The organism is Pantoea sp. GCM10028869, assembly GCF_042666835.1.
GTDB classification, from domain to species: Bacteria; Pseudomonadota; Gammaproteobacteria; order Enterobacterales; family Enterobacteriaceae; genus Pantoea; species Pantoea leporis.
This window is the reverse complement of sequence record NZ_JBHTGO010000011.1, coordinates 1-23,955: the sequence shown is the minus strand read 5'-3', so window position 1 is coordinate 23,955 and position 23,955 is coordinate 1. Positions and strand designations below refer to the sequence as shown.

Here is a 23,955-nt window from a genome sequence, read left to right as displayed (position 1 = left end):
TTCCACTTAACTGAAGGTGAAAGCATGAAAGCAGCGATAGTTTCCGCGGCAGGTGAACTGCCCGTTTACGGTGATTTTCCTGAACCGCAGGCTGATGAAAGCCATGTGGTGGTAACAGTGAAAGCCGCCGCCGTTAGCCAGCTGGCAAAAGCACGCGCCGCCGGAACGCATTACAGCGCGGCCGCGCACTATCCCTTTATTACCGGCATCGATGGTACCGGCACGCTGAGTAATGGCGATCCGGTTTACTTCCTTGCCTTTAATGCACCTTGGGGCAGCATGGCGGAGAGAACCTTAGTGCCCGCCGACAGCATCGTTTTGTTGCCGCCGAAATTGGATCCGGTGCTGGCCGCTGCGCTGGCGAATCCGGGCATGTCATCCTGGGCGGCATTAACCCGACGCGCCCAGCTGCGCACTGGTGAAACCGTATTGATCAATGGCGCAACCGGCACGTCGGGCGGTTTAGCGGTGCGTATCGCACAGCATCTGGGTGCAGGCAAAATTATCGCCACCGGTCGTAATCGCGCCGCGCTGGATCAACTGCGCGCGCAGGGCGCCGACCTCACTTTCACGCTGGATGAATTGCCGGACGCGTTACCGGCGTTGATGAACGAAGGTGTTGATGTGGTACTCGATTATCTGTGGGGCCAGAGCGCACTCGATATCATGCACGCCGCCGTAGCGGGCGGAGAGAAAACGGTACGCTTTGTGCAAATCGGTTCCTTAAGCGGACAGGAAATTACCCTGCACAGTAAACTGCTGCGCTCGTCCGGGCTGACATTAATGGGCAGCGGCCTCGGCAGCGTGTCGGATAAAGAGTTGATCGCCTGCATCGGCGAAATGCTGACGGCCGCCGCCGAGAGCGATTTTTCGATCGCCTTCCAGATGCGCTCGCTGAGTGACGTCGCGCTGGCGTGGCAGGAAGATGACAGCCGTTGCCGTACGGTGTTTACGCTTTAGATCAACGGAAGTAAAAAGGGGCATTGCAAACGATTGCTTTCACAACGCAACCGTTTAAAATCGCCCCTTTGTTGTAATTGAGAACGTCCACCATGTCCGTCAACACCGCTGAAACTCGCCAGCCTGCCAGCGCTGCAAGCCCGAAAAGTGAACTGATTTACCGCCTCGAAGACCGTCCACCGTTACCGCAAACCTTGTTTGCTGCATGTCAGCATTTGCTGGCGATGTTTGTCGCGGTGATTACGCCTGCGCTGCTGATTTGCCAGGCGCTGGGTTTACCGGCACAGGACACGCAACACATCATCAGCATGTCGCTGTTTGCCTCGGGCGTGGCATCCATTCTGCAAATCAAAACCTGGGGACCCGTGGGCTCTGGCCTGTTGTCGATTCAGGGCACCAGCTTTAACTTCGTGACGCCGCTGATCATGGGCGGCATGGCGCTGAAAAATGGTGGCGTTGATGTGCCGACCATGATGGCGGCGCTGTTTGGCACGCTGATGGTGGCGTCTTGTACCGAAATGGTGCTGTCACGCGTGTTGCACCTGGCGCGCCGCATCATTACGCCGCTGGTTTCCGGCATTGTGGTGATGATTATTGGCCTGTCGCTGATTCAGGTCGGTTTGACCTCCATCGGCGGCGGCTTTGCGGCGATGAGCGATCACACGTTTGGCGCTCCGAAAAACTTGTTGCTGGCGGCTTCGGTATTGGTGGTGATTATCCTGCTTAATCGTCAGCGTAATGCTTATCTGCGCGTGGCTTCGTTGGTGATCGCGATGGCGGTAGGTTATGCGCTGGCCTGGGCGCTGGATATGCTGCCCGCCACCAGCACGCCAGCCGATCAGCCGCTGATTGCCGTGCCATCGCCGCTCTACTACGGCCTGGGCTTTGACTGGAATCTGCTGATCCCGCTGATGTTGGTGTTTATGGTGACCTCGCTGGAAACCATCGGCGACATCACCGCGACTTCTGATGTTTCCGAGCAGCCGGTAAGTGGCCCGCTGTATATGAAGCGTCTGAAAGGCGGCGTGTTGGCCAACGGTCTTAACTCCTTTGTCTCAGCGCTGTTCAACACCTTCCCGAATTCCTGTTTTGGCCAGAACAACGGCGTGATTCAGCTTACCGGCGTTGCCAGCCGCTATGTGGGCTTTGTCGTGGCGCTGATGCTGATCGTGCTTGGCCTGTTCCCAGCCGTGAGTGGTTTTGTGCAGCATATTCCAGAACCGGTGCTGGGCGGTGCCACCATTGTGATGTTTGGTACCATCGCCGCATCTGGCGTGCGCATCGTTTCGCGTGAACCGCTGAATCGTCGTGCCATCATGATTATCGCGCTGTCGCTGGCGGTAGGTTTGGGCGTTTCTCAGCAGCCGCTGATTCTGCAATTTGCCCCGGACTGGCTGAAAACCCTGCTTTCATCTGGCATTGCGGCCGGTGGTATTACCGCCATCGTGCTGAACCTGATCTTCCCGCAAGAAAAGTAATCCTGCAGGCAGGCTTCGGCCTGCCTGATATTTATCCGCATTTACATCCAGGCTGTTGAGCTGTAACGGTAATTCAGGCATAACAACCACTCACCGGATAAATATCGGGATGGATGAGTGCGATGAAATTTTTAGGCAAGTTTTTCCTTACCTTACTGCTGCTAATTCTGCTGGCGCTGGTAGTGCTGTATGTGTTGCTACAAACACAATGGGGCGCAGGTTGGTTTAGCCGCTGGGTAAGCGATAAAACCGCCTGGCATCTCTCTCTCAGCAAGATTGAGCACGACTTCTCCTCCCCTTCGCATATCATTCTCGATGACTTCAGCTTTGGTCATGATGGTCAACCCGCCGTGTTAGTGGCGAAACGCGTTGATCTTGGCCTTGCGCTGGTTCAGTTCAGCGATCCACTGCACTTCAACAGCATCGAAGTGCGCGACGGTGAAATCAATCTCGCCAATCAAGCGCCCGATACCACGCTGCCGATTCAGGCCAATCGCCTGCAGCTGAATAATGTGCGTATTGAGAATCCGCACAGCGCATTGCCGATGACCGCTCAGCGCGTGAACGGCGGTCTTCTGCCGTGGAAACCGCTGCCTAACGACGTGCTGGGCAGCGATGCGCAGTTCCAGATCAGCGCTGGCACCCTGACGCTGGATGGCGTACCAGGTAACAACGTGCTGCTGCAGGGCAGTATCAAGCAACGTCGTCTGGTGCTGAGCAATATCGGCGCCGATCTGGCGCGCGGTTCGATGACCGGCAACGCCGAGCGCGATGCGCTGGGTAACTGGAAGATCGACCAACTGCGCCTCAACGATATCCGCATGCAAACCCATCAAAGCCTGAGCGACTTCCTCAATCCGCTGCGCGCTGTGCCTTCTGTGAGCATCAACCGTCTGGATATGACCGATGCACGCCTGCAAGGACCTGACTGGGCGGTGACCGATCTCGATTTAACCCTGAAAAATGTCACCCTGCGCGGCGATGATTGGGAAAGCGATGGCGGTTCTCTCTCCATGAATGCCGGGAATTTTATTAACGGTGGCTTTGAGCTCAACGATCCTATCGTCAATGCCGAATTCTCGGCGCAGGGCATCGCGCTGACGCAGTTCAGTTCGCGCTGGGTGAATGGCGTGGTGCGCGCCAGCGGCAACTGGACGCGCAGCGACAAACGTCTGACGCTGGATGAACTGGCGATCGCCGGGCTGGAATATACTTTGCCGCAAAACTGGCGTGAACGCTGGCAGCAAACCTTACCGGAATGGCTGGATAGCGTGCTAATAACCCGCGCTACTGCCAACCGTAACCTGATTATTGATATCAATCCGACGTTCCCGTTCCAGATGACGTCACTGGATGGCAGCGCGAATAATCTGCTACTGGCGCGTCAACATCAGTGGGGAATCTGGTCCGGTAAAGCCAGCTTCAACGCGGCCGAAGCCACCTTCAATCGTACCGATCTGCGTCATCCGTCCATTGCGCTGAATGCCAACGATCAACAGATTCAGGTAACAGAATTGAGCGCCTTTAACGGCAGCGGTTTACTGGAAGGATCAGCAACGGTTGGGCAGGACGCGCAACGTCCGTTGACGCTGAATCTGAAAGGCCAGGCTGTGCCGGCAAACGTGCTGGGCAATTGGGGTTGGCCAACGCTGCAGTTGAGCGGTAACAGTAATTTACAGCTGCAGCTGAAAGGTTCGCTGAACGCCAGCGCGCCGCTGCGCCCCAGCGTGGATGGCACGTTGTCGGTAACCACCGATGCCCAAGCTGTACAGCAAACGATGCGGGGCGGGCAAGTGCAATAATTCTGTAGCGGCGCGATTCATTGCGCTCTTTTGACTTTAAAAAGCGATGCGCAATAAATTGCGCCGCTACAGTATGTAAAAAAATTGCAGGACTAATCGATACGGGCGCCGGAGCCGCCCTCTTCCAGTGCTCCGTCAGAATCGGCGGGCAGCACGATATACACACCTTCGAATACCGCGCCCAGCTCATCATCCCCAAACAGCTCCACTTCCATCTGCACGCGCGCTTTGCGGCCACGCGCCAGACGATCAAGATCGCCGCTGAGCGAGCCGAGATCGGCAATCGCGCCCGGACGGCCGCTGATCGGTTTGCTGTAGCGAATATGCGCATCCGCCAGAATAATGGTGCCACCGAGATGGCGCTCGCGCAGCAGCAGCCAAATTAAACCCCAACCGGTGAGCGTGGCGAGCGAGAACAAGCTGCCCGCAAATAGGGTGTGATGGGGATTCTGGTTGCCCGCTTCGGGCATGGTGGTAACGAATTTCTGCCCGGTATATTGCAGAATGCGCACGCCCATTTTTTCACTCAGCGGAATGTGCTCGTACCAGGCTTGTTGCAGCTGTCCGCACCAGTCGGCGCGATGCAGAATATCGTCGAGCGTCACGACCGGTTTTATCATCAGGAAGTGGCGCACTGGCGTAGTTTGCGGCGCGGTGATTTCGCCCTGGTTGACGTAGCCGAGCTTGGCAAAAAATTCGACGGCGTCTTCACGCGCGCTACAAGTGACGCGTTTTGCCCCTTCCTGACGCGCGACCGATTCTAGCGTCATCGCCACCAGCGTGCCAAGACCTTTGCCCTGCACCGAAGGATGCACGGCAAGGAAGCGAATCGCGGCTTCGTTCTCGGCATTGATGTACAGACGGCCGATTGCCACCGGTTTGCCTTGCTCATCCACCACCATTTGATGATGCGCCAGCGCATCCCAGGCATCACGCTCAGAACCCTGCGGCTGACGCAGCGGCTTTCGTAACATTTCCCAGCGGAACTGGTAATACATATCCAGCTCTTCCGCCGTTTGCGGTACGCGAAGATGATACATAAAGTGATTCTCTCGTTCGAAGCTTGCGTGGCTAAGTCCTTGCCGCTCGGCTGAAACCCTCACACCTGTAACCAGAAGGTCACCGGACCATCGTTTACCAACGAAACCTGCATATTGGCGGCGAAGCGCCCGTTTGCGGTGGCCACACCCTGTGCACGGCAGCAATCGCTAAAGTATTCATAGAGGCGCTCGGCTTCCGCCGGTTCTGCGCCGCCAGAAAAAGAGGGACGCATACCTTTATTGGTATCTGCGGCGAGAGTGAATTGCGACACCACCAGCACGCTGCCACCTGCCTGCTGCACATTAAGATTCATTTTGTAATTCTCATCCGCAAAGATACGGTAGCCCAGCACGCGCTCGGTTAATCGCTGCGCTTTTTGTTCGTCATCGCCCTTTTCCACACCCAATAACACCAGCAAGCCGGCGCCAATTTCGCCCACTGTCGCGTCGTCAACGCTGACACTGGCGCGGCTGACGCGCTGAATCAAAGCAATCATGTTTCCTCACGTTCTTTTTCGCGTTCCTGCTGTTTTAGCTGGCGATAGTCATCCAGCGTGACGGTGATTTCCGCGCCTAACAACACAATACACCACGACCAATAGACCCATAGGAACAGAATGGGGATGACCGCCAGAACGCCGTAAATTAACTGATATGAAGGGAACATCGTAACATAGAGCGCAAAGCCTTTTTTACCCAGCTCGAACAGCAATCCGGCAACAATGGCGCCGATCAGTGCATCACGCGTCGGCACGCGCCGCGTCGGCACAATGCTATAAAGCAGCCAGAAAGCGAGGATCGAGAGGCACAGCGGGAATATGCGCAGCAGATGATCGATCAAGCTGGTGACGCCCGTGACGTTTACCCAGCGCAGCGACAGCAGATAGGAGCTGAGCGCTAAACTTGCGCCGGCCAGCAGCGGGCCCAGCGTTAAGATCATCCAGTAAACAGCAAAGGAGTAGACCATTGGACGCGGTTTATCGCTGCGCCAGATGGCGTTCAATGCGCTGTCCACCGAATGCATCAGCAGCAGCGCGGTGACGATCAACCCCACAATGCCGACCGCCGTCATCTTATTGACGTTGGCGACAAACTGGTCAAGATAACGCTGAATCACGTCGCCCGTTGCCGGAATGAAGTTGGTAAAGATGAAGTTCTTCAACTGCACGCTGATGTCCGAGAACATCGGAAAAGCTGCAAACAGTGCGAACACCACGGCAATCAGCGGCACCAATGCCAGCAATGAGACGTAGGCGAGATTACCCGCCTGCGTCGTCATGTTGTCATCGTCAACGCGTCGCCACAGCAGTTTTACCCACAAATAAAAGGCATGCGCCGAGTGGCGCAGATGTCGATGGTTCAGCACTCAGAGACGACCCGCAAACCAGTCCGGCACAGTTTTCTCATCAACCACCAGCACGCTTTCAATGCCGAGTGCGCGCGCAGCGTCGATATTGGCCTGATTATCATCGAAAAATACCGCCTGATCGGCCTGATAACCTTCGTGCTGCAGCACATAGTTGTAGATGCGCGCTTCCGGCTTACGCATGCCGATATCCTGCGACATATAAAGATGATCGGCCGCCTGATGAACATCGGGATATTGGGTTGGCCAGAACTCGAAGTGCAGCTGATTGGTATTGGACAGGATCACCACGCGCTCGCCATTGGCACGCAGCTTGTTCATGATCGCCAACGTTTCCGGACGCACGCCGACAAAGACCGCCTGCCAGCCAGCGGTGAATTGCGGATAGCTCAACGCGATATCCAGCTGGTCGCAAATGCGCGCAGCGAATTCTGGATCGCTGATTTCGCCACGTTCGTGTTTCTCAAAAGCCTCATCCATGCGAAAACGACTTTGTAGCGTGGATAACGGCACGCGCCCTAAGTCGCTCCAGACGCCGAGCACACGATTGAAATCGATATCAACAATCACATTGCCTAAATCAAAGATGTACAGCATGACGCCTCTCCTTTTCGTTCCCTGGATCATTCACTTTAGCGGCAAAAGTGGGAGCTGAACAGGGACGAGGGGCGGGAAATCAGTAATCTGGAAGCGGAGGCAAACTTCATTAAGCGAGCGTTGCAGCGGGTTGCAGGCATAAAAAAGCCCCGCAGGTGCGGGGCTCAATATCAGACTGTTTCGCTTACTCTTTGCTGCCGCGAGAAGAACGTTTACGATCGTTCTCGGTCAGATGACGTTTACGAATACGGACTGACAGCGGAGTCACTTCTACCAGTTCGTCATCATCGATGAACTCGATAGCCTGTTCCAGCGTCATTTTCTGCGGTGGAACCAGTGTGGTGGCTTCGTCAGTACCTGACGCACGCATGTTGGTCAGTTTCTTACCGGTCAGACAGTTTACTGTAAGATCATTAGAACGGCTGTGAATACCGATGATCTGGCCTTCATACACTTCCGCACCGTGACCGAGGAACAGCTTGCCGCGGTCCTGCAGACCGAACAGGGCGAACGCTACCGCTTTACCCTGACCGTTCGAGATCAGCACGCCGTTCTGACGCTGGCCCACTTCGCCCGGACGAACATCGTCATAGTGGCTGAAGGTGGAGTACAGCAGACCGGTACCTGAAGTCATGGTCATGAATTCGTTACGGAAGCCAATCAGGCCACGGCTTGGGATCATGTAGTCGAGACGTACACGGCCTTTACCATCTGGATCCATGTTTTTCAGATCGCCTTTACGCTCACCCATCGCTTGCATCACAGAACCCTGATGGGTTTCTTCGATGTCGAGGGTCACGTTTTCGAATGGCTCCTGCTTACGGCCTTCGTGCTCGCGGAAGATAACTTTCGGACGGGATACCGCCAGCTCGAAACCTTCACGACGCATGTTTTCGATCAGAACCGACAAGTGCAGCTCACCACGACCGGAAACGCGGAATGCATCCGAATCTTCGGTTTCTTCAACGCGCAGTGCCACGTTGTGTACCAGCTCTTTGTTCAAACGCTCCAGAATCTGGCGCGAGGTCACGAACTTACCTTCTTTACCGCAGAACGGTGAGGTGTTCACGTTGAAGAACATGGTAACGGTTGGCTCATCAACGCTCAGGGCTGGCAGCGCTTCCACATTCTGCGTGTCGCAGATGGTGTCAGAGATGTTCAGCTCGCCCAGACCGGTGATCGCGATGATGTCGCCCGCTTCTGCCAGGGTACTTTCGATACGTTCCAGACCCAAGTGGCCCAGCACTTTACCGACTTTACCGTTACGGGTTTTGCCTTCGCTATCAATGATAGTGACCTGCTGGTTTGGCTTCACGGTACCGCGCTTGATGCGGCCGATGCCGATCACGCCCAGATAGTTGTTGTAGTCCAGCTGCGAGATCTGCATCTGCAGTGGCGCTTCAACTTCAACCTGAGGTGGAGAAACGTGGTCAACGATCGCCTGATACAGCGGGGTCATGTCGTCAGCCATGTCGGTGTGTTCCAGACCCGCGATACCGTTCAGCGCCGAAGCGAAGATAATCGGGAAGTCCAGCTGCTCGTCAGTCGCATCCAGGTTAACGAACAGGTCAAATACCTGATCAACAACCCAATCAGGACGCGCGCCCGGACGGTCAACTTTGTTGATAACCACAATCGGCTTCAAACCATGAGCAAATGCTTTCTTGGTTACGAAGCGGGTTTGCGGCATAGGGCCATCCATCGCATCTACAACCAGCAGCACCGAATCCACCATGGACATGACGCGCTCCACTTCACCACCGAAGTCGGCGTGTCCTGGGGTATCAACGATGTTGATACGGTAGTCATTCCATTTGATGGCGGTGTTTTTTGCGAGGATGGTAATCCCACGCTCTTTCTCCAAATCGTTGGAGTCCATTACGCGCTCAGTCGCTTCGGTACGAGCATCAAAAGTACCGGACTGTTGGAGCAGCTTGTCAACCAGGGTGGTCTTACCATGGTCAACGTGCGCGATGATGGCGATGTTACGCAAATTTTCGATCACAGCTTTGCCTCAGGCATTATAGAAATAACGCGGTATTGTACACGGATTAAGCGGAAGACTGAACATGATCACAGATTTCGCCGAAAGTTTCTTATAGCGCTGGTTTTTAGCACCGTTTACGGTGCATTAATCTGCACTGCGATAGTAATTTGCACCAAATTGGTGCTTAACTTCACCTGTGGCGCACCATAACGATGCATGCAATCCATCCTGGTGCAGCCTTCGACTCACGAAAGGGCGCATTGTAGCGCCATTTTCGCCATTGTCATAAAGTTGGCACAGAATTCGCTTTATATATTTTAAGCGAAAACGACAGTTATAAAACGGTTGAAAGAGCTTGCCGAGATCTTTGGTTAGGAGTGGTCAGCAGTCGTGACACATTCCCGGCAACGAAGTTCTCTCACCATGACGATAATGACCATTTCCAGGAGAGTTGAGTATGTCCGCTGAACACGTTCTCTCGATGATGAACGAGCATGAAGTTAAGTTTGTTGACCTGCGTTTTACCGATACCAAAGGTAAAGAACAGCACGTTACTATCCCTGCTCACCAGGTTAACGCTGACTTCTTCGAAGAAGGCAAAATGTTCGATGGCTCCTCCATCGGTGGCTGGAAAGGCATTAACGAATCAGACATGGTGCTGATGCCGGATGCAACCACTGCAGTCATGGATCCGTTCTTCGAAGACTCGACCCTGATCATCCGTTGCGACATCCTTGAGCCAGGCACACTGCAGGGCTACGACCGTGACCCACGCTCCATTGCTAAGCGTGCAGAAGAGTTCCTGCGTTCTTCAGGCATCGCGGATACCGTGCTGTTTGGACCAGAGCCAGAGTTCTTCCTGTTCGATGACATCCGTTTCGGTTCTTCTACTTCAGGTTCACACGTGGCTATCGACGATATCGAAGCAGCCTGGAACACCGGTAAAGAGTACGAAGGCGGTAACAAAGGTCACCGTCCAGGTCTGAAAGGCGGGTACTTCCCAGTGCCACCGGTTGACTCAGCACAGGACATCCGTTCTGCCATGTGTCTGACCATGGAGCAGATGGGTCTGGTGGTTGAAGCACATCACCACGAAGTAGCCACAGCTGGTCAGAACGAAGTGGCAACCCGCTTCAACACCATGACCAAAAAAGCTGACGAAATTCAGATCTACAAATACGTGGTGCACAACGTTGCTCACGCGTACGGCAAAACGGCAACCTTTATGCCTAAGCCAATGTTCGGCGATAACGGTTCTGGTATGCACTGCCACATGTCTCTGTCAAAAGGCGGCGTGAACCTGTTCTCTGGCGACAAGTACGGCGGCTTGTCTGAAACTGCTCTGTTCTATATTGGCGGTATCATCAAGCACGCTAAAGCGATCAATGCCCTGGCGAACCCAACCACCAACTCTTACAAGCGTCTGGTCCCAGGCTACGAAGCGCCAGTTATGCTGGCTTACTCTGCCCGTAACCGTTCTGCTTCTATCCGTATCCCAGTGGTTGCCAGCCCGAAAGCACGTCGTATCGAAGCACGCTTCCCGGATCCAGCGGCTAACCCATACCTGGCATTCACCGCGCTGCTGATGGCCGGTCTTGATGGTGTTATCAACAAGATCCACCCTGGCGATGCGATGGACAAAAACCTGTATGACCTGCCACCGGAAGAAGAAGCTGAGATTCCAAAAGTTGCAGGTTCTCTGGAAGAAGCGCTGAACGCACTGAACGAAGACCGCGAGTTCCTGACCCGTGGCGGCGTGTTCACTGATGACGCTATCGATGCGTACATCGAACTGCGTAAGCCAGAAGTTGACCGCGTGCGTATGACTCCGCACCCAGTTGAGTTCGAACTGTACTACAGCGTTTAATTTAAAAATTTCAGCTCCCTGTTCACGCACTCTTTTTGCTGCGTGAACAGCCTGAAAGATTTTTAATTGCCGTGGAAACTTTAGCCCATCTCCGGATGGGCTTTTTTCTCCGCGCATTCATGGTTCGAAGCACAGATTTCCGTCCTGAAAGGCTATAATGCACTAAATTAGTGCAGAGGAACGCTGTATGGCAACTGGCACGCTGCCCGACGCGGGGCAGATTCTCAACTCCCTGATCAACAGTATTTTGCTGGTCGATAACGATTTAGTTATCCATTACGCCAATCCGGCGGCTCAGCAATTACTGGCGCAAAGCTCACGTAAATTGTTCGGCACGCCATTACCGGAATTAACCGGCTATTTTTCGCTGAATATTGAGGTGATGAGCGAGAGTCTCGGAGCTGGCCAGGGCTTTACCGATAGCGAAGTCACTCTGGTGGTTGATGGCCGCGCGCACATTATGTCGCTCACGGCACAGCGCTTACCGGATGGCTTTATTCTGCTGGAAATGGCGCCGATGGATAATCAACGTCGTCTTAGCCAGGAACAAATTCAGCATGCTCAGCAGGTCGCTGCCCGCGATTTAGTGCGCGGTCTGGCGCATGAGATTAAAAACCCGCTGGGAGGATTACGTGGCGCCGCGCAGCTACTGACTCGCGCGTTACCCGATCCTTCCCTGCATGAATATACGCGCATCATCATTGAGCAAGCCGACCGCCTGCGTAATCTGGTTGATCGTCTGCTTGGCCCGCAACAGCCGGGCTTGCACGTAACGCAAAGTATTCATCAGGTTGCCGAACGCGTGGTGAATCTGGTGTCGATGGAGCTGCCGGATAACGTTTCGCTGGTGCGCGATTACGACCCAAGCCTGCCGGAACTGCCGCACGATCCCGACCAGATTGAACAAGTGCTGTTGAATGTGGTGCGAAACGCGCTGCAGGCATTAGGCGATGAAGGCGGCACCATTGTGATTCGTACGCGTACCGCCTTCCAGCTCACGCTGCACGGCACGCGTTACCGCTTAGTCGCGCGTATTGATATTGAAGATGACGGCCCAGGCATTCCGGCCCAGCTACAAGATACCCTGTTCTATCCGATGGTTAGCGGACGCGAAGGCGGCACCGGTTTAGGTCTGTCCATCGCCCGTAGCTTGATCGATCAGCATTCAGGAAAAATAGAATTTAACAGTTGGCCAGGTCACACCGAATTCTCGGTTTACCTGCCTATTCGCCAGTGAGGTTTCTATGCAACGAGGGATAGTCTGGATCGTCGATGACGATAGCTCCATCCGCTGGGTGCTTGAAAGGGCACTCACTGGAGCCGGTTTGAGCTGTGCAACCTTTGACAGCGCTAACGAGGTATTGGACGCGCTCGCAAGCAAAACCCCAGACGTATTATTGTCAGACATTCGTATGCCTGGCATGGATGGACTTGCGCTGCTGAAACAGATTAAGCAGCGCCATCCGATGCTTCCGGTGATCATTATGACCGCGCACTCCGATCTGGATGCGGCCGTCAGCGCTTATCAGCAAGGTGCGTTTGATTACCTGCCAAAGCCGTTTGATATTGATGAAGCGGTCGCACTGGTTGAACGTGCGATTAGCCATTATCAGGAGCAGCAGCAGCCGCGTAATCAGCCCGTCAGCGGCCCAACCACCGACATTATCGGCGAAGCGCCGGCAATGCAGGATGTGTTCCGCATCATTGGTCGTCTTTCTCGCTCCTCAATTAGCGTGCTGATCAACGGTGAATCCGGTACCGGTAAAGAGTTGGTGGCACATGCGCTGCATCGCCACAGTCCACGCGCGAAATCTCCTTTTATCGCGCTGAACATGGCGGCGATTCCCAAAGATTTGATTGAATCTGAGCTATTTGGTCACGAGAAAGGCGCGTTCACCGGTGCCAACCAGATTCGTCAGGGACGTTTTGAGCAGGCCGATGGCGGCACGCTGTTCCTCGATGAAATTGGTGATATGCCGCTTGATGTGCAAACCCGCTTATTGCGCGTATTGGCCGATGGCCAGTTTTATCGCGTTGGCGGCTATGCGCCGGTGAAAGTGGATGTGCGTATCATCGCGGCAACCCACCAGAATCTTGAGCTGCGCGTGCAGGAAGGCAAATTCCGTGAAGACTTGTTCCATCGTCTTAACGTGATCCGCGTTCATCTGCCGCCGCTGCGTGAACGACGTGAAGATATTCCGCGCCTGGCGCGTTACTTCTTGCAGGTTGCTGCACGCGAGTTAGGGGTGGAAGCGAAGATTCTGCATCCCGAAACCGAAACCGCGCTGACGCGTCTGCATTGGTCCGGTAACGTGCGCCAGCTGGAAAATACCTGTCGCTGGTTGACGGTGATGGCAGCTGGCCAGGAAGTGTTGATTCAGGATCTGCCGCCTGAACTGTTTGAATCCAGCACGCCAGACAATCCGGTGCAATCGTTGCCGGACAGCTGGGCTACGCTGCTGGCGCAGTGGGCAGATCGCGCCTTGCGTTCCGGTCATCAAAACCTGTTGTCGGAAGCACAGCCGGAGATGGAGCGCACGCTGCTCACCACCGCGCTGCGTCATACACAAGGGCACAAACAGGAAGCGGCACGCTTGCTCGGCTGGGGACGAAATACCCTGACGCGTAAGTTGAAAGAGCTGGGGATGGAATAACGCGCACGTTTTGCGTTTTGAAACCGGGGAGCGAATGGGCTCCCCGTTTTTTTATATCACTCGCGAGAATTGCTGCATGCGCACCTTTTGGCGCATATACACATCGAAGCACATACAGATGTTACGAATCAGCAACCGACCGACGCCGGTAGCGTGCAGGCTGCGACCGTGCTGCTCCACCAATCCATCCGCCACCAGCGGCGCTAACAGCGCTAAATCCTCGGCAAAATAGTGTTCAAACTCAACCGGGTATTGCGCCTCTACCGCGGCAAAATCCAGTGCGAAATTACAGATTAAGGCTTTAATCACATCGCGGCGCAAACAATCATCGTTACTCAACGTAAGCCCGCGCCACAGCGCATTGCCGCGCTGCTCGACATCTGCGTAATAGGCTTTCAACTCTTTGTGATTTTGCGCATAGCTGTCGCCCAGCATGCTGATGGCCGACACGCCCAAACCGAGCAAATCGGTTTCGCCCTGTGTGGTGTAACCCTGAAAATTACGATGCAGTTCGCCAGCGCGTTGTGCCACCGCCAGCTCATCATCCGGACGCGCGAAGTGATCCATACCGATAAACTGATAGCCTTCGCCGGTTAAGGTGGCGATGGTTTCCTGCAGGATCTGCAGTTTCTGTGCTGCACCTGGCAGCTCCTCATCTTTAATTTTACGCTGCGCAGCGAACAGTGAAGGCATGTGCGCATAATTGAAGACGCTGAGGCGATCGGGATTGAGTGCAATAACGCGCTGTAAAGTAAAGGCGAAGCTTTCCGGCGTTTGCAGCGGTAAGCCATAAATCAGATCAAGGCTGACCGAACGGAAGCCTTGCTCACGCGCACGCTGCACCAGAGCGAAGATGGTTTCTTCCTCCTGCACGCGATTCACGCGCTCCTGCACCGCTTTATTAAAGTCCTGCACGCCCATGCTCAGGCGATTAAAACCTTCCGCGCGCAGATGATCGATCATCTCCAGTTCGATTTCACGTGGATCAACCTCGATCGACATTTCGACGTCATCGGCAATCGTAAAATGCTCGCGTAGCAGCGCCACCAGCCGGCTCACCTGCTGCTGGTTGAGGAATGTCGGCGTGCCACCACCCCAGTGCAATTGAGTGACGCAGCGGCCCGCAAATAAGGGCGCACGTTGACGAATTTCCAGCTCCAGCACATCAAGGTAGCGATCGGCTTTATGCAGCTGGCGCGTCACGATTTTATTGCAGCCACAAAAATAACAAAGCCGATGGCAAAACGGGATGTGCACATACAGCGATAACGGACGTTCGGGATAGCGCTGCACGGCTTGCTGAAAATCTGCCTCACCAAATTTCTCACTGAATTCGAGCGCGGTGGGATAAGAGGTATAACGTGGGCCAGCGTAGTTGTATTTTTCGATGAGGCGCTGATCCCAATCAATCTGCTGCGATGACATGCTCACTCCTTACGGTGACGTCGTCTGAGAGAGGGTCGCGTAGCAGAAGAGTGGACGAAGCGATGGGCTGAACGCCGACGTAAACGCGACTTAAGACGCGACAGGCGGCGTAGTTTAAACAATAACCAGAGCAGATAACATGTCAGCAGCAGCGCGAAAATTGATCCAGGCCAAAACATAGGTGAATACCTGTTTAGCGCGGCATGCGCGAAAACGCATGCCGATCAAAATTTGCCTTAATTACCTTTTAGCAGGCGCATCATATCTTCTTCAGCCTGCTCATCTTCCGCTTCGTCATCCAGCGCGATGCCCAGCGTTTCCATCAGCTCATCGATGCGGTCTAAGGTTTGATCCAGCCAGGCCTGATCTTCGCCACTCAAGGTTTCACCGTTTTCCAGGCGATCCAGCAGCGTATCCAGACGTTCGTCATTTTCCAGCTTCGCCAGCTCTTCTTGCGGCGTCAGGCGAACTTTTTCTGCTTTTGGCTTTGGTTTCGCTTCAGGCTTTTTTGCCGGCTGGGTTTTACCATCAGCAACTAATGCGATCGGCTTTTTGCTGCCCAGGCGTGGATCCTGAGCTTTTTTACCCTGACCTTTGCCAGCGGCTTGCGTTTCAGGATTGGCGCGGCTGCCAGATTTATGGCCGCTATGTTTTTTATCACGTTTGCGATCGCGCGCTTCCTGATTAAGGTCTTCACGCGATTTGCGTTTGGCTTTCGCAGCAGGTTTGCCACGCGGGGCTGATGCAGGTTGCTTCATGGTGTCCGGTCTCGGCGGTGCTTTGTGAGTTCAGTATAGAATTGCGGCGAAATCTAGCAGAAAGTAAGCAAAGAAAAAAGGCGATAGCCTATGCTATCGCCTTTTATCGCACCTTCATATGAAGGAAACACTGAATAAATCCTTTACGGCTCACAACGTCCCGGTTGCTCCATCGCCACATCGCTCCTGCGATTAATCCCTGTCCTTGTTCGATTCCTGCCTGAATCGCTTCCCGCCATGCTCTTGGTCATCCCCGACACTCCTGAGCTCATCATCCTGATGGGTGCTGCCGTGCACTGACAACAAATGTAGACTAATAGGTAAAATGAACAAGTGAGACTTGTCTCTATTTTAGAGTGGCATTTCCTAAAGTCATTTCAAATCATTGAAATATAACATCTAAATGGATTGTTAATATTCAATGAAGCGGTAATCGCTGGCAGTAAAAATCATAGATCTCTTACAAAATGGCGCATTTGGACGCTATCGGGCACTTTTGCGCCATTACAGGTATAATCAGCCCAATTGCCCGATTCATTTTGCTGGAGTTTCACTTTGTCTGCTTTGAACTATCACATGACCCATTTCATGCTCAGCGCCCCCGATATTCGCCACTTACCGGCGGATGTGGGTATTGAAGTTGCTTTTGCCGGGCGCTCAAATGCAGGCAAATCCAGCGCGCTGAACACCATCACTAACCAAAAAGGTCTGGCCCGTACCAGTAAAACGCCAGGTCGTACTCAGCTGATTAACCTGTTTGAAGTGGTTGAAGGTAAATGTCTGGTCGATTTACCCGGTTATGGCTATGCCCAGGTTCCGGAAGAGATGAAGCGCAAATGGCAGCGCTCGCTGGCGGAATATTTGCAAAAACGTCAGGCGCTGAAGGGTCTGGTGGTATTGATGGATATTCGCCATCCGCTGAAAGACCTCGATCAGAACATGATTGAATGGGCCGTGCAGAGCCAGATTCCCGTGCTGGTCTTACTGACCAAAGCCGACAAACTGGCATCCGGCGCACGTAAAGCACAACTGACGATGGTGCGCGAAGCGTCGCTGGCCTTTAACGGTGATGTGCAGGTGGAAATGTTCTCGTCGCTGAAGAAGATGGGCGTTGATATTGTGCGTAAGAAGCTGGACAGCTGGTTTAGCGAACTAGAGCCAGCGCAAGAAGGCGACGGCGAAGAAACAGCAGAGTGATTTTGTTGCGGCTTTTGAGAAAAAGCCCAATAAAAAACGCCCCAGTCATAAATGACTGGGGCGGCTAAATATTCAGCCAAATCCGATTACGTGAAGTAAAAGGTCTGAAAGATAGAACATCTTACCTCTGTACCCTACGCGACAAACTCTACCTGATTTTCAGCGCCCTACAAAGGGTTTTTTGTTGTTAAGTTTCAGGATTCGACATCTTTTTTACTAAGCTCATCACACTTTCACGCGTTCGATGTAGTTTAATTACTAAAAAAATGCTTAGCCGATAGGCAGTTACAAAACGCGCATTTAATAGACCGCTTTGTGAGGTTGCTGAACCGATTAAGTAAACTTTTTTCTTATGATGATGCCAGCGGCACGCAAATACCGCTGAATCAGCATGATCAGTGTGCCTCATCCCAGTTATCGCCGGTGCCTACTTCCACCTGCAGCGGCACATCCAGCTTCATGCTGTTCTCCATCAGATCACGGATGGTCTTAATGGCGCTATCCACTGCATCGCTGCGGATCTCAAACACCAGTTCATCGTGTACCTGCATAATCATGCGCACGGCATCGTCTTTTTGCTCCAACAGCCAGCCATCCACCGCAATCATCGCGCGTTTGATGATGTCTGCTGCCGTGCCTTGCATTGGGGCATTAATCGCCGCTCGCTCCGCCGCTTTACGACGAATCGCATTGCTGGAGGTGATATCAGGCAGCCACAAACGACGACCATCGAGCGTTTCTACATAGCCTTTCTCTGCTGCCTTCGCGCGCGTCTCTTCCATATAACGCAGCACGCCCGGATAGCGTTCAAAGTAGAGATCCATGTATTTCTTCGCCTCACCCGCACCGATATTGAGCTGGCGGGAAAGACCAAACGCGCTCATTCCGTAGATCAGACCAAAGTTGATCGCCTTGGCACTGCGACGCTGCTCACCTGAAACTTTGCTTAACGCCACACCAAACACTTCTGATGCGGTGGCACGGTGGATATCTTCGCCCTGGGCAAACGCATCCAGCAGGCCTTTGTCTTGCGACAGATGCGCCATGATACGCAGTTCAATCTGTGAGTAGTCCGCGGCGACAATACGATTGCCCGATCCGGCGACAAACGCCTGGCGGATTCGGCGCCCTTCTTCGTTGCGCACCGGGATATTCTGCAGGTTAGGATCGGTAGACGAGAGTCGTCCCGTCGCCGTTACCGCCTGATGATAGGATGTATGTACGCGGCCGGTAAGCGGATTGATCATCAGTGGCAGCTTATCGGTGTAAGTCGATTTCAACTTTGATAAACCACGATGTTCCAGAATTACTTTAGGCAGTGGATAATCGAGAGCCAGTTCAGCCAGCACTTCTTCGCTGGTCGACGGCGCGCCGCCCGGCGTTTTCTTGGTCGGTTTAATACCCTGCTTTTCAAACAAAATGGTTTGCAGCTGTTTGGGTGAAGAGAGATTAAACGGTTCGCCTGCCAGCTCGTGTGCTTTCAGCTCCAGCTCGGCCACACGCGTGGTCAGCTCCTGCGAGTGTTTGGCCAGGATATTCTGGTCAATCAGCACGCCGTTGCGCTCAATCCGCGATATCACCTTCAACAACGGCATTTCGATCTCTTCAAATACCTGTTTCGGCCCCGCTTCCGGCTCCAGTTTCTCCCACATTTTCAGATGCAATTGCAGCGTGACATCGGCATCTTCCGCCGCGTAGTGGCCCGCTTGTTCGATAGCAATCTGATTAAATGTGAGCTGATTTTTGCCTTTACCCGCGATCTCTTCGAAAGTCACCGTTTTATGGTTTAGCCAGCGCGCGGCCAGACTGTCCATATCGTGTTTTCCGCCCACGCTATTCAGGCAATAAGATTCCAGCATGGTGTCAAATTTGATGCCGTTCAGTTCAATGTCGTAATTCTTCAGCACGCCGCGATCGTATTTGAGATTCTGACCAACCTTCGCCGCGTTACCATCCTCCAGCAGCGGTTTTAGCTGCTTCAGCACTTCGCTGCGATCCAGCTGATCTGGCGCATCCAGATAATCATGGGCAACCGGCAGATAAGCTGCTTCGCCCGGCGCGACGGCAAAACCAATGCCGACAATATTGGCGCTTAAGGTATCCAGCGAGTCGGTCTCAAGATCGAAAGCGAAGAGCTCGGCGCTTTTCAGCTTTTTGAGCCATGCGGCAAATGTCGCTTCATCGAGGATAGTGACGTAGCCATCCGCAGAGAGCACGCTGGTCGCTTGGGCAGCGGGCGCAGCAGGTTCGCTGAGCTGCGTTTTCTTAGCCTGCGCGTTGCTCTTCTTACCTTGTTGCAGCCATGAACCATCCTGCAAATCGGTGATCCAGCGCTTAAATTCATAACGGCTAAACAAGGTTTGCAGCGCTTCGACATTAGGTTCATTGACGACAAGCTCATCGCAGGTCAGATCCAACTCAACGTCGGTTTTGATGGTTGCCAGCTGATAAGACAGGAACGCGACGTCGCGATTTTGCTCCAGCTTCGCCGCCATGGTTTTCGCACCGCGGAACGAGAGATCGGCCACTTTATCGAGATTGTCATAGATTGACTGCATACCGCCCAAGCCTTGCAGCAACGCCTGCGCGGTTTTCTCACCGACTCCCGGCACGCCTGGAATGTTATCGGAGCTGTCGCCCATCATGGCGAGGAAATCGATAATCAGTGCTGGCGGCACGCCATATTTCTGCTCGACCTCTTCCGGACCGAGCACGGTATTCGTCATGGTGTTGATCAAGGTGATCGCAGGCGTCACTAACTGCGCCATATCTTTATCGCCGGTGCTGATCAACACCGGGCGGCCGAGTTTTTCCGCCTCTAGCGCCAGCGTACCGATAACGTCATCCGCCTCAACGCCAGATACCGCCAACAGCGGCAGGCCCATCGCCTTCACCATTTCATGCAGCGGCTCAATCTGCGCACGCAGATCGTCTGGCATCGGCGGACGGTGCGATTTGTAGTGTTCAAAAAGCTCATCGCGGAAGGTTTTGCCTTTCGCATCGAAGACCACAGCCACATGGCTTGGCTGATACTGCATCAACAGGCTTTTCAACATGTTGAGCACACCATACATGGCGCCAGTTGGCTCGCCTGCACTGTTCGTTAGCGGCGGAAAGGCATGATATGCACGGTACAGATAAGATGAGCCGTCGACCAGAATCAGGGGATTTTCTGCAATTTGCGCCATAGGTTCGTATTTTCTTCGTTGCGATAATGAGGGCTATAAGGATGCCACAACCAGAGGAGAATGTTGAATGCACTCGGGGAAGTCAGGATCTTTTTCGTCGTTACGCGGCACGGATCGCAAGGATCAAACTGTGGATAAGTTTGTGCGTAAAAATCATAACGTATTGTTATTTACGTTAATTGCAATTACTTTAATATTAAAAATTCATTTATATCAGCAAGTTAAATACTTATTGTGATCTTGCTCGCCCTAATGAAAAGACGATCGTCCATGTGGATATTAAGCGAAGGGTTAATAAATACATCGCACAAATAAGAGAATGAAGGCAATAAAAAACGCCGGCAGTACCGGCGTTCTAAAAACTAAATTACTTCTTTTCTACCAGGAACTTCACTACATTGGCGTAATCAGCAACGAAGTTGTCCATTGAGCTGGTATCCAGGCCGCCGTTGTTAACCATATATTTGCCGTTAACGAAGATCGCTGGCACACCTTGCAGATTGACGTCTGCTGCTGCTTTCTGCTGCTGCGCAACCAGCGCTTTTACTGCGAAGCTATTCCACGCTGCATCGTAATCTTCTGAAGAGATACCCGCCGCTTTAATAAAAGTCTCTTTCAGGCTTGCTGCATCGGTAACGGTTTGGGTTTTCTGAATACCGTCGAAAATCGGTGCAGTAACTTTGCTTTCTACGCCTAGCGCCATGGCAACAGCCCATGCCTGAGTGACAACCGGACCGAATTGACCACCAAGGAAATCAACGTGGTATTTGGTCACTTTCGTGTCCGCCGGCAGGTTCTTTTTCACTGCCTCGCTCACGTGATAAACGCGTTCGAACTGGTAGCAATGTGGGCAGAAGAAGGAGAAGAACTCCAGAACCTGCGGCTCACCCGCCACTGGCTTTGGCAAAGTAACGAACTGCTTACCATCGTTGAACTGTGCCGCCGAGGCGCCAAATGCCAGCATTAAACCTACCAGCGCAAACATGATCTTTTTCATCGTGAAACAATCTCCTGAGTACTTCATTAATATTGCGGGCTAAGCTGCAACGGCGGTTCGTGTAACAGCCTTTCCTGCTCGATAAATAATGCAATCTGCCGGCGCCAAAAATCCTCATCTGTCATCCAGGGGAAGGCGCGCGGAAAAGCGGGATCCTGCCAGCGGCGTACTACCCAGGCCAAATAATAAACCATGCGCATAGCGCGTAAAGGTTCAATCAGTGACAATTCATGTAAATCAAAATCACCGAATTCATTATAGGCTTCCAGCAAAATGTCCCATTGAATCAATTGTTCCTGTCGATCGCCATTAACCAGCATCCATAAATCCTGCACTGCTGGCCCGTTACGGGCATCATCAAGATCGACAAACATCGGGCCTTCACGCCACAGAATATTGCCGGGATGGCAATCGCCGTGCAACCTTAACGGCTGCCAATGGCTATGCCAGCGCTGCTGCAGCGTCGCGCTGAGCTTATCAACGGCAGCAAGCAGTAAGTCTTTAAGTGAAGCCGGTACTAACGCGCTTTGTTCCAGCTCCCGACGCGGTTGAAAAATATACTCTTCAAGGCCGAAAGTGGGTCGCTGCTGAAACAGGCTTTGCTTTGCGGTTTGATGGATGCGCCCCAGAAAGCGGCCAACCCATTCCATCTGATCCTCGTTATCGGTTTCATACTGCCGTCCGCCTAAACTGGGGAAGACCGCGTACATGAAGCCGGCATGATGATTCAACGTGCTGCCCTGCAGAACGAGCGGCGCGGCAACCGGCACTTCATCCTCTAATAAATCCTGAGTGAACTGATGCTCTTCAAGGATCTGTTGTGCGCTCCAGCGCTGCGGACGATAAAACTTAGCCACATAGCGGCGTTTATCATCGTCGCTGAACTGATAGACGCGGTTTTCATAGCTATTGAGGGCGGTTAAGCCTGATTCGACACGCAGACCCGCATCCCAAAGTGCATCAAGGATGACATCGGGATTCAACGTCTGGAAATTAAAGGCGGCTTCGCTCATCATTTTGCCTGTGTGTTACCTTTGCGATTAATGCGCAAGGATAACATTACTCATCATCCTTAATCACACCGCGTGCACGTAATAGCGCGGTTTTGAAGTCCACTTCATAATCCTTTTTCAGGCCGGGAATGGCACTCTGGCTATCTGTGTCACGCATTTTGAGATGGTAAATCAATACATCATCGGTTAATTCACTTAATGGGCCACTGAAACCAGATTCCTGCGCCAGTTTTTGCAAAAATGCCAGCAAGTTGAGATCGGCATCCTTCTGCCATGCGGGTTGCAGAAGCTCGAGCAGTTCATTGAGTCGGTGATATTTCATCATTGATTCCTTTATGCAGATGGTACGCTGCCGCTCAGTAAGTATCGTCCAGAATGAAGCAAGGAGACGAATATGACAGCATTTACCGGCGTGATCCTCGCGGGTGGCCAAGGCACTCGGGTGGGAGGCCAGGATAAGGGGTTATTGATGTTACAGGGTGAACCCCTTTATCAGCACGTTTTGCGGCGATTCCGGCCGCAGGTCAATATTGTGTTGATAAGCGCTAACCGTAACATTGATCGCTATCAGGCAAGCGGTTGTCAGGTGGTTATCGATACATTGCCCGATTATCCCGGACCGCTGGCCGGCATGCTCAGTGGTTTACGCAGCAGTAAAAACGAATGGGTCGCTTTCTGCGCTTGTGATACGCCATGGATCCCCAATGACTTTGTCGCGCGTCTGTGGCAACAGCGTAATGATGCGCCCGCTGTGTGGGTGAAATCCTCCCAGCGTGATCATCCAGCTTTAGCGCTGGTCAATTGTGCATTGGCTGACGATCTTGAAACCTGGCTACTGCGCGGCGAGCGACGTTTAATGCAGTTCTTACATGAGCATGGCGGGCATGCTATTGCGTTTTCAGACCCAGAATCTGCGTTCCGCAATATCAATACGCCAGACGATCTCATGAATGAGGAAAAGTATTTATGAGTGTGCGCTTACTGGCGATTTCCGCATGGAGCGGGACAGGAAAAACCACTTTGCTTGAGCAAGTCATTCCACTTCTCAAAACTCAGGGGATTCGATCAGGCTTAATTAAGCACACACATCATCAGATGGATATCGATACGCCGGGGAAAGACAGTTATTTGCTGCGCAAAGCTGGGGCGGATCAGGTGATCGTCGCCAGTAATCAGCGCTGGGCATTGATGGTTGAATCACCTAATAAGCCTTTAAGCCTAATGCAATTAGCATCACAGATGGATAGCTCAACGTTGGATCTGGTGCTGGTCGAGGGCTTCAAAGATGAGCCGGTCCCCAAAATTGCACTTTGGCGGCGTGGCGTTAAAGGTGAGATTAAGGATTTGCTGGATCAGTATGTGATTGCCGTCGCTACTGATGAGGATATGGAACTGAATTTGCCCATATTGGATATTAATCAGCCAATGCAGGTTGCCGATTTTATTGTTCAGTGGCTTAAAAAGCGTTGAAATAGCCAGTTTTTAGCTAACATTCAGACGTAAAAAAGCCCCGGACTTTCGTCCGGGGCTTCTTCACTATTTGATGCCTGGCAGTTCCCTACTCTCGCATGGGGAGGCCCCACACTACCATCGGCGCTACGGCGTTTCACTTCTGAGTTCGGCATG

20 protein-coding genes are annotated in these 23,955 nt (G+C 53.0%); 9 read left to right on the top strand and 11 right to left on the bottom strand.

Features of this window, described 5'->3' with window-relative positions; genetic code table 11:
- Nucleotides 1–24: 24 nt before the first annotated feature.
- The 3 genes from ACFQW4_RS21320 to ACFQW4_RS21310 all read left to right on the top strand — a co-directional run bounded on the left by ACFQW4_RS21320 (nucleotide 25) and on the right by ACFQW4_RS21310 (nucleotide 4,240).
- Nucleotides 25–960 (top strand): zinc-binding alcohol dehydrogenase family protein, encoded by a 936-nt coding sequence (locus ACFQW4_RS21320; RefSeq protein WP_377727323.1) that lies wholly within the window; start codon nucleotides 25–27, stop codon nucleotides 958–960.
- 92 nt (nucleotides 961–1,052) lie between these two features.
- On the top strand, nucleotides 1,053–2,438 hold the full coding sequence (locus ACFQW4_RS21315; RefSeq protein ID WP_008109781.1) for an NCS2 family protein: 1,386 nt from the start codon (nucleotides 1,053–1,055) through the stop codon (nucleotides 2,436–2,438).
- A 122-nt stretch (nucleotides 2,439–2,560) separates the two neighbouring features.
- Entirely contained in the window at nucleotides 2,561–4,240 is a 1,680-nt protein-coding gene (locus ACFQW4_RS21310; RefSeq protein WP_377727319.1) for an AsmA family protein, read from the top strand.
- Between the two features lie 92 nt (nucleotides 4,241–4,332).
- Here the strand turns inward: ACFQW4_RS21310 and fabY are convergent, their stop codons facing one another.
- The 5 genes from fabY to typA all read right to left on the bottom strand — a co-directional run bounded on the left by fabY (nucleotide 4,333) and on the right by typA (nucleotide 9,248).
- Nucleotides 4,333–5,280, bottom strand: a complete 948-nt coding sequence (gene fabY, locus ACFQW4_RS21305; protein ID WP_101760715.1) for a fatty acid biosynthesis protein FabY — start codon at nucleotides 5,278–5,280, stop codon at nucleotides 4,333–4,335.
- A 59-nt stretch (nucleotides 5,281–5,339) separates the two neighbouring features.
- Entirely contained in the window at nucleotides 5,340–5,777 is a 438-nt protein-coding gene (dtd, locus tag ACFQW4_RS21300) for a D-aminoacyl-tRNA deacylase (protein WP_271461464.1), read from the bottom strand.
- On the bottom strand, nucleotides 5,774–6,646 hold the full coding sequence (locus ACFQW4_RS21295) for a virulence factor BrkB family protein (RefSeq protein ID WP_101760717.1): 873 nt from the start codon (nucleotides 6,644–6,646) through the stop codon (nucleotides 5,774–5,776). The genes dtd and ACFQW4_RS21295 overlap by 4 nt, the downstream gene beginning before the upstream one ends.
- A complete protein-coding gene (gene yihX, locus ACFQW4_RS21290; RefSeq protein WP_377727314.1) occupies nucleotides 6,647–7,243 on the bottom strand; it encodes a glucose-1-phosphatase in 597 nt (198 codons plus the stop codon).
- A gap of 184 nt (nucleotides 7,244–7,427) precedes the next feature.
- Nucleotides 7,428–9,248, bottom strand: a complete 1,821-nt coding sequence (gene typA / locus ACFQW4_RS21285; RefSeq protein ID WP_008109794.1) for a ribosome-dependent GTPase TypA — start codon at nucleotides 9,246–9,248, stop codon at nucleotides 7,428–7,430.
- 439 nt (nucleotides 9,249–9,687) lie between these two features.
- On the opposite strand from typA, the gene glnA reads away from it, so the two are divergent.
- The 3 genes from glnA to glnG all read left to right on the top strand — a co-directional run bounded on the left by glnA (nucleotide 9,688) and on the right by glnG (nucleotide 13,751).
- On the top strand, nucleotides 9,688–11,097 hold the full coding sequence (glnA, locus tag ACFQW4_RS21280) for a glutamate--ammonia ligase (RefSeq protein ID WP_007885243.1): 1,410 nt from the start codon (nucleotides 9,688–9,690) through the stop codon (nucleotides 11,095–11,097).
- A 187-nt stretch (nucleotides 11,098–11,284) separates the two neighbouring features.
- Complete coding sequence (glnL, locus tag ACFQW4_RS21275; RefSeq protein ID WP_008109798.1) at nucleotides 11,285–12,334, top strand: nitrogen regulation protein NR(II); 1,050 nt, start codon at nucleotides 11,285–11,287, stop codon at nucleotides 12,332–12,334.
- Between the two features lie 7 nt (nucleotides 12,335–12,341).
- Nucleotides 12,342–13,751 (top strand): nitrogen regulation protein NR(I), encoded by a 1,410-nt coding sequence (gene glnG / locus ACFQW4_RS21270; protein ID WP_008109800.1) that lies wholly within the window; start codon nucleotides 12,342–12,344, stop codon nucleotides 13,749–13,751.
- A gap of 51 nt (nucleotides 13,752–13,802) precedes the next feature.
- On the opposite strand, the gene hemN is transcribed toward glnG, so the two are convergent.
- Together hemN and yihI are read right to left on the bottom strand one after the other, a co-directional pair.
- Nucleotides 13,803–15,176 carry an oxygen-independent coproporphyrinogen III oxidase gene (hemN, locus tag ACFQW4_RS21265; protein ID WP_377727309.1) on the bottom strand — a complete coding sequence of 458 codons (1,374 nt, stop codon included), beginning with the start codon at nucleotides 15,174–15,176 and terminating at the stop codon, nucleotides 13,803–13,805.
- 236 nt (nucleotides 15,177–15,412) lie between these two features.
- On the bottom strand, nucleotides 15,413–15,934 hold the full coding sequence (gene yihI, locus ACFQW4_RS21260) for a Der GTPase-activating protein YihI (RefSeq protein ID WP_101760720.1): 522 nt from the start codon (nucleotides 15,932–15,934) through the stop codon (nucleotides 15,413–15,415).
- A 555-nt stretch (nucleotides 15,935–16,489) separates the two neighbouring features.
- Here yihI and yihA point away from each other — a divergent pair.
- Entirely contained in the window at nucleotides 16,490–17,131 is a 642-nt protein-coding gene (gene yihA, locus ACFQW4_RS21255) for a ribosome biogenesis GTP-binding protein YihA/YsxC (protein WP_101760721.1), read from the top strand.
- Nucleotides 17,132–17,526: 395 nt separating this feature from the next.
- On the opposite strand, the gene polA is transcribed toward yihA, so the two are convergent.
- The 4 genes from polA to ACFQW4_RS21235 all read right to left on the bottom strand — a co-directional run bounded on the left by polA (nucleotide 17,527) and on the right by ACFQW4_RS21235 (nucleotide 22,651).
- Nucleotides 17,527–20,319: a DNA polymerase I gene (polA, locus tag ACFQW4_RS21250; protein WP_377727305.1), complete on the bottom strand. Its 2,793-nt coding sequence runs from the start codon at nucleotides 20,317–20,319 to the stop codon at nucleotides 17,527–17,529.
- 367 nt (nucleotides 20,320–20,686) lie between these two features.
- Nucleotides 20,687–21,316, bottom strand: a complete 630-nt coding sequence (dsbA, locus tag ACFQW4_RS21245; RefSeq protein ID WP_101760723.1) for a thiol:disulfide interchange protein DsbA — start codon at nucleotides 21,314–21,316, stop codon at nucleotides 20,687–20,689.
- 26 nt (nucleotides 21,317–21,342) lie between these two features.
- Nucleotides 21,343–22,329 carry a serine/threonine protein kinase gene (locus tag ACFQW4_RS21240; protein WP_101760724.1) on the bottom strand — a complete coding sequence of 329 codons (987 nt, stop codon included), beginning with the start codon at nucleotides 22,327–22,329 and terminating at the stop codon, nucleotides 21,343–21,345.
- Nucleotides 22,330–22,375: 46 nt separating this feature from the next.
- Nucleotides 22,376–22,651: a YihD family protein gene (locus ACFQW4_RS21235; protein ID WP_101760725.1), complete on the bottom strand. Its 276-nt coding sequence runs from the start codon at nucleotides 22,649–22,651 to the stop codon at nucleotides 22,376–22,378.
- Nucleotides 22,652–22,723: 72 nt separating this feature from the next.
- Here ACFQW4_RS21235 and mobA point away from each other — a divergent pair, with 72 nt between their 5' ends.
- Entirely contained in the window at nucleotides 22,724–23,299 is a 576-nt protein-coding gene (gene mobA, locus ACFQW4_RS21230) for a molybdenum cofactor guanylyltransferase MobA (protein WP_271461461.1), read from the top strand.
- Nucleotides 23,296–23,799, top strand: a complete 504-nt coding sequence (gene mobB, locus ACFQW4_RS21225; protein WP_110868414.1) for a molybdopterin-guanine dinucleotide biosynthesis protein MobB — start codon at nucleotides 23,296–23,298, stop codon at nucleotides 23,797–23,799. Before mobA ends, mobB begins: the two co-directional genes overlap by 4 nt.
- Nucleotides 23,800–23,955: the final 156 nt, after the last annotated feature.

Bases quoted from the DNA above. Each gene is read 5' to 3' on its own strand.
- glnA (WP_007885243.1), top strand. From the start codon at position 9,688: ATGTCCGCTGAACACGTTCTCTCGATGATGAACGAGCATGAAGTTAAG.
- polA (WP_377727305.1), bottom strand. From the start codon at position 20,319: ATGGCGCAAATTGCAGAAAATCCCCTGATTCTGGTCGACGGCTCATCT.
- mobA (WP_271461461.1), top strand. From the start codon at position 22,724: ATGACAGCATTTACCGGCGTGATCCTCGCGGGTGGCCAAGGCACTCGG.
- yihI (WP_101760720.1), bottom strand. From the start codon at position 15,934: ATGAAGCAACCTGCATCAGCCCCGCGTGGCAAACCTGCTGCGAAAGCC.
- mobB (WP_110868414.1), top strand. From the start codon at position 23,296: ATGAGTGTGCGCTTACTGGCGATTTCCGCATGGAGCGGGACAGGAAAA.
- ACFQW4_RS21240 (WP_101760724.1), bottom strand. From the start codon at position 22,329: ATGAGCGAAGCCGCCTTTAATTTCCAGACGTTGAATCCCGATGTCATC.
- dsbA (WP_101760723.1), bottom strand. From the start codon at position 21,316: ATGAAAAAGATCATGTTTGCGCTGGTAGGTTTAATGCTGGCATTTGGC.
- ACFQW4_RS21315 (WP_008109781.1), top strand. From the start codon at position 1,053: ATGTCCGTCAACACCGCTGAAACTCGCCAGCCTGCCAGCGCTGCAAGC.
- dtd (WP_271461464.1), bottom strand. From the start codon at position 5,777: ATGATTGCTTTGATTCAGCGCGTCAGCCGCGCCAGTGTCAGCGTTGAC.
- hemN (WP_377727309.1), bottom strand. From the start codon at position 15,176: ATGTCATCGCAGCAGATTGATTGGGATCAGCGCCTCATCGAAAAATAC.
- glnL (WP_008109798.1), top strand. From the start codon at position 11,285: ATGGCAACTGGCACGCTGCCCGACGCGGGGCAGATTCTCAACTCCCTG.
- fabY (WP_101760715.1), bottom strand. From the start codon at position 5,280: ATGTATCATCTTCGCGTACCGCAAACGGCGGAAGAGCTGGATATGTAT.
- glnG (WP_008109800.1), top strand. From the start codon at position 12,342: ATGCAACGAGGGATAGTCTGGATCGTCGATGACGATAGCTCCATCCGC.
- ACFQW4_RS21320 (WP_377727323.1), top strand. From the start codon at position 25: ATGAAAGCAGCGATAGTTTCCGCGGCAGGTGAACTGCCCGTTTACGGT.
- ACFQW4_RS21235 (WP_101760725.1), bottom strand. From the start codon at position 22,651: ATGAAATATCACCGACTCAATGAACTGCTCGAGCTTCTGCAACCCGCA.
- yihX (WP_377727314.1), bottom strand. From the start codon at position 7,243: ATGCTGTACATCTTTGATTTAGGCAATGTGATTGTTGATATCGATTTC.
- ACFQW4_RS21310 (WP_377727319.1), top strand. From the start codon at position 2,561: ATGAAATTTTTAGGCAAGTTTTTCCTTACCTTACTGCTGCTAATTCTG.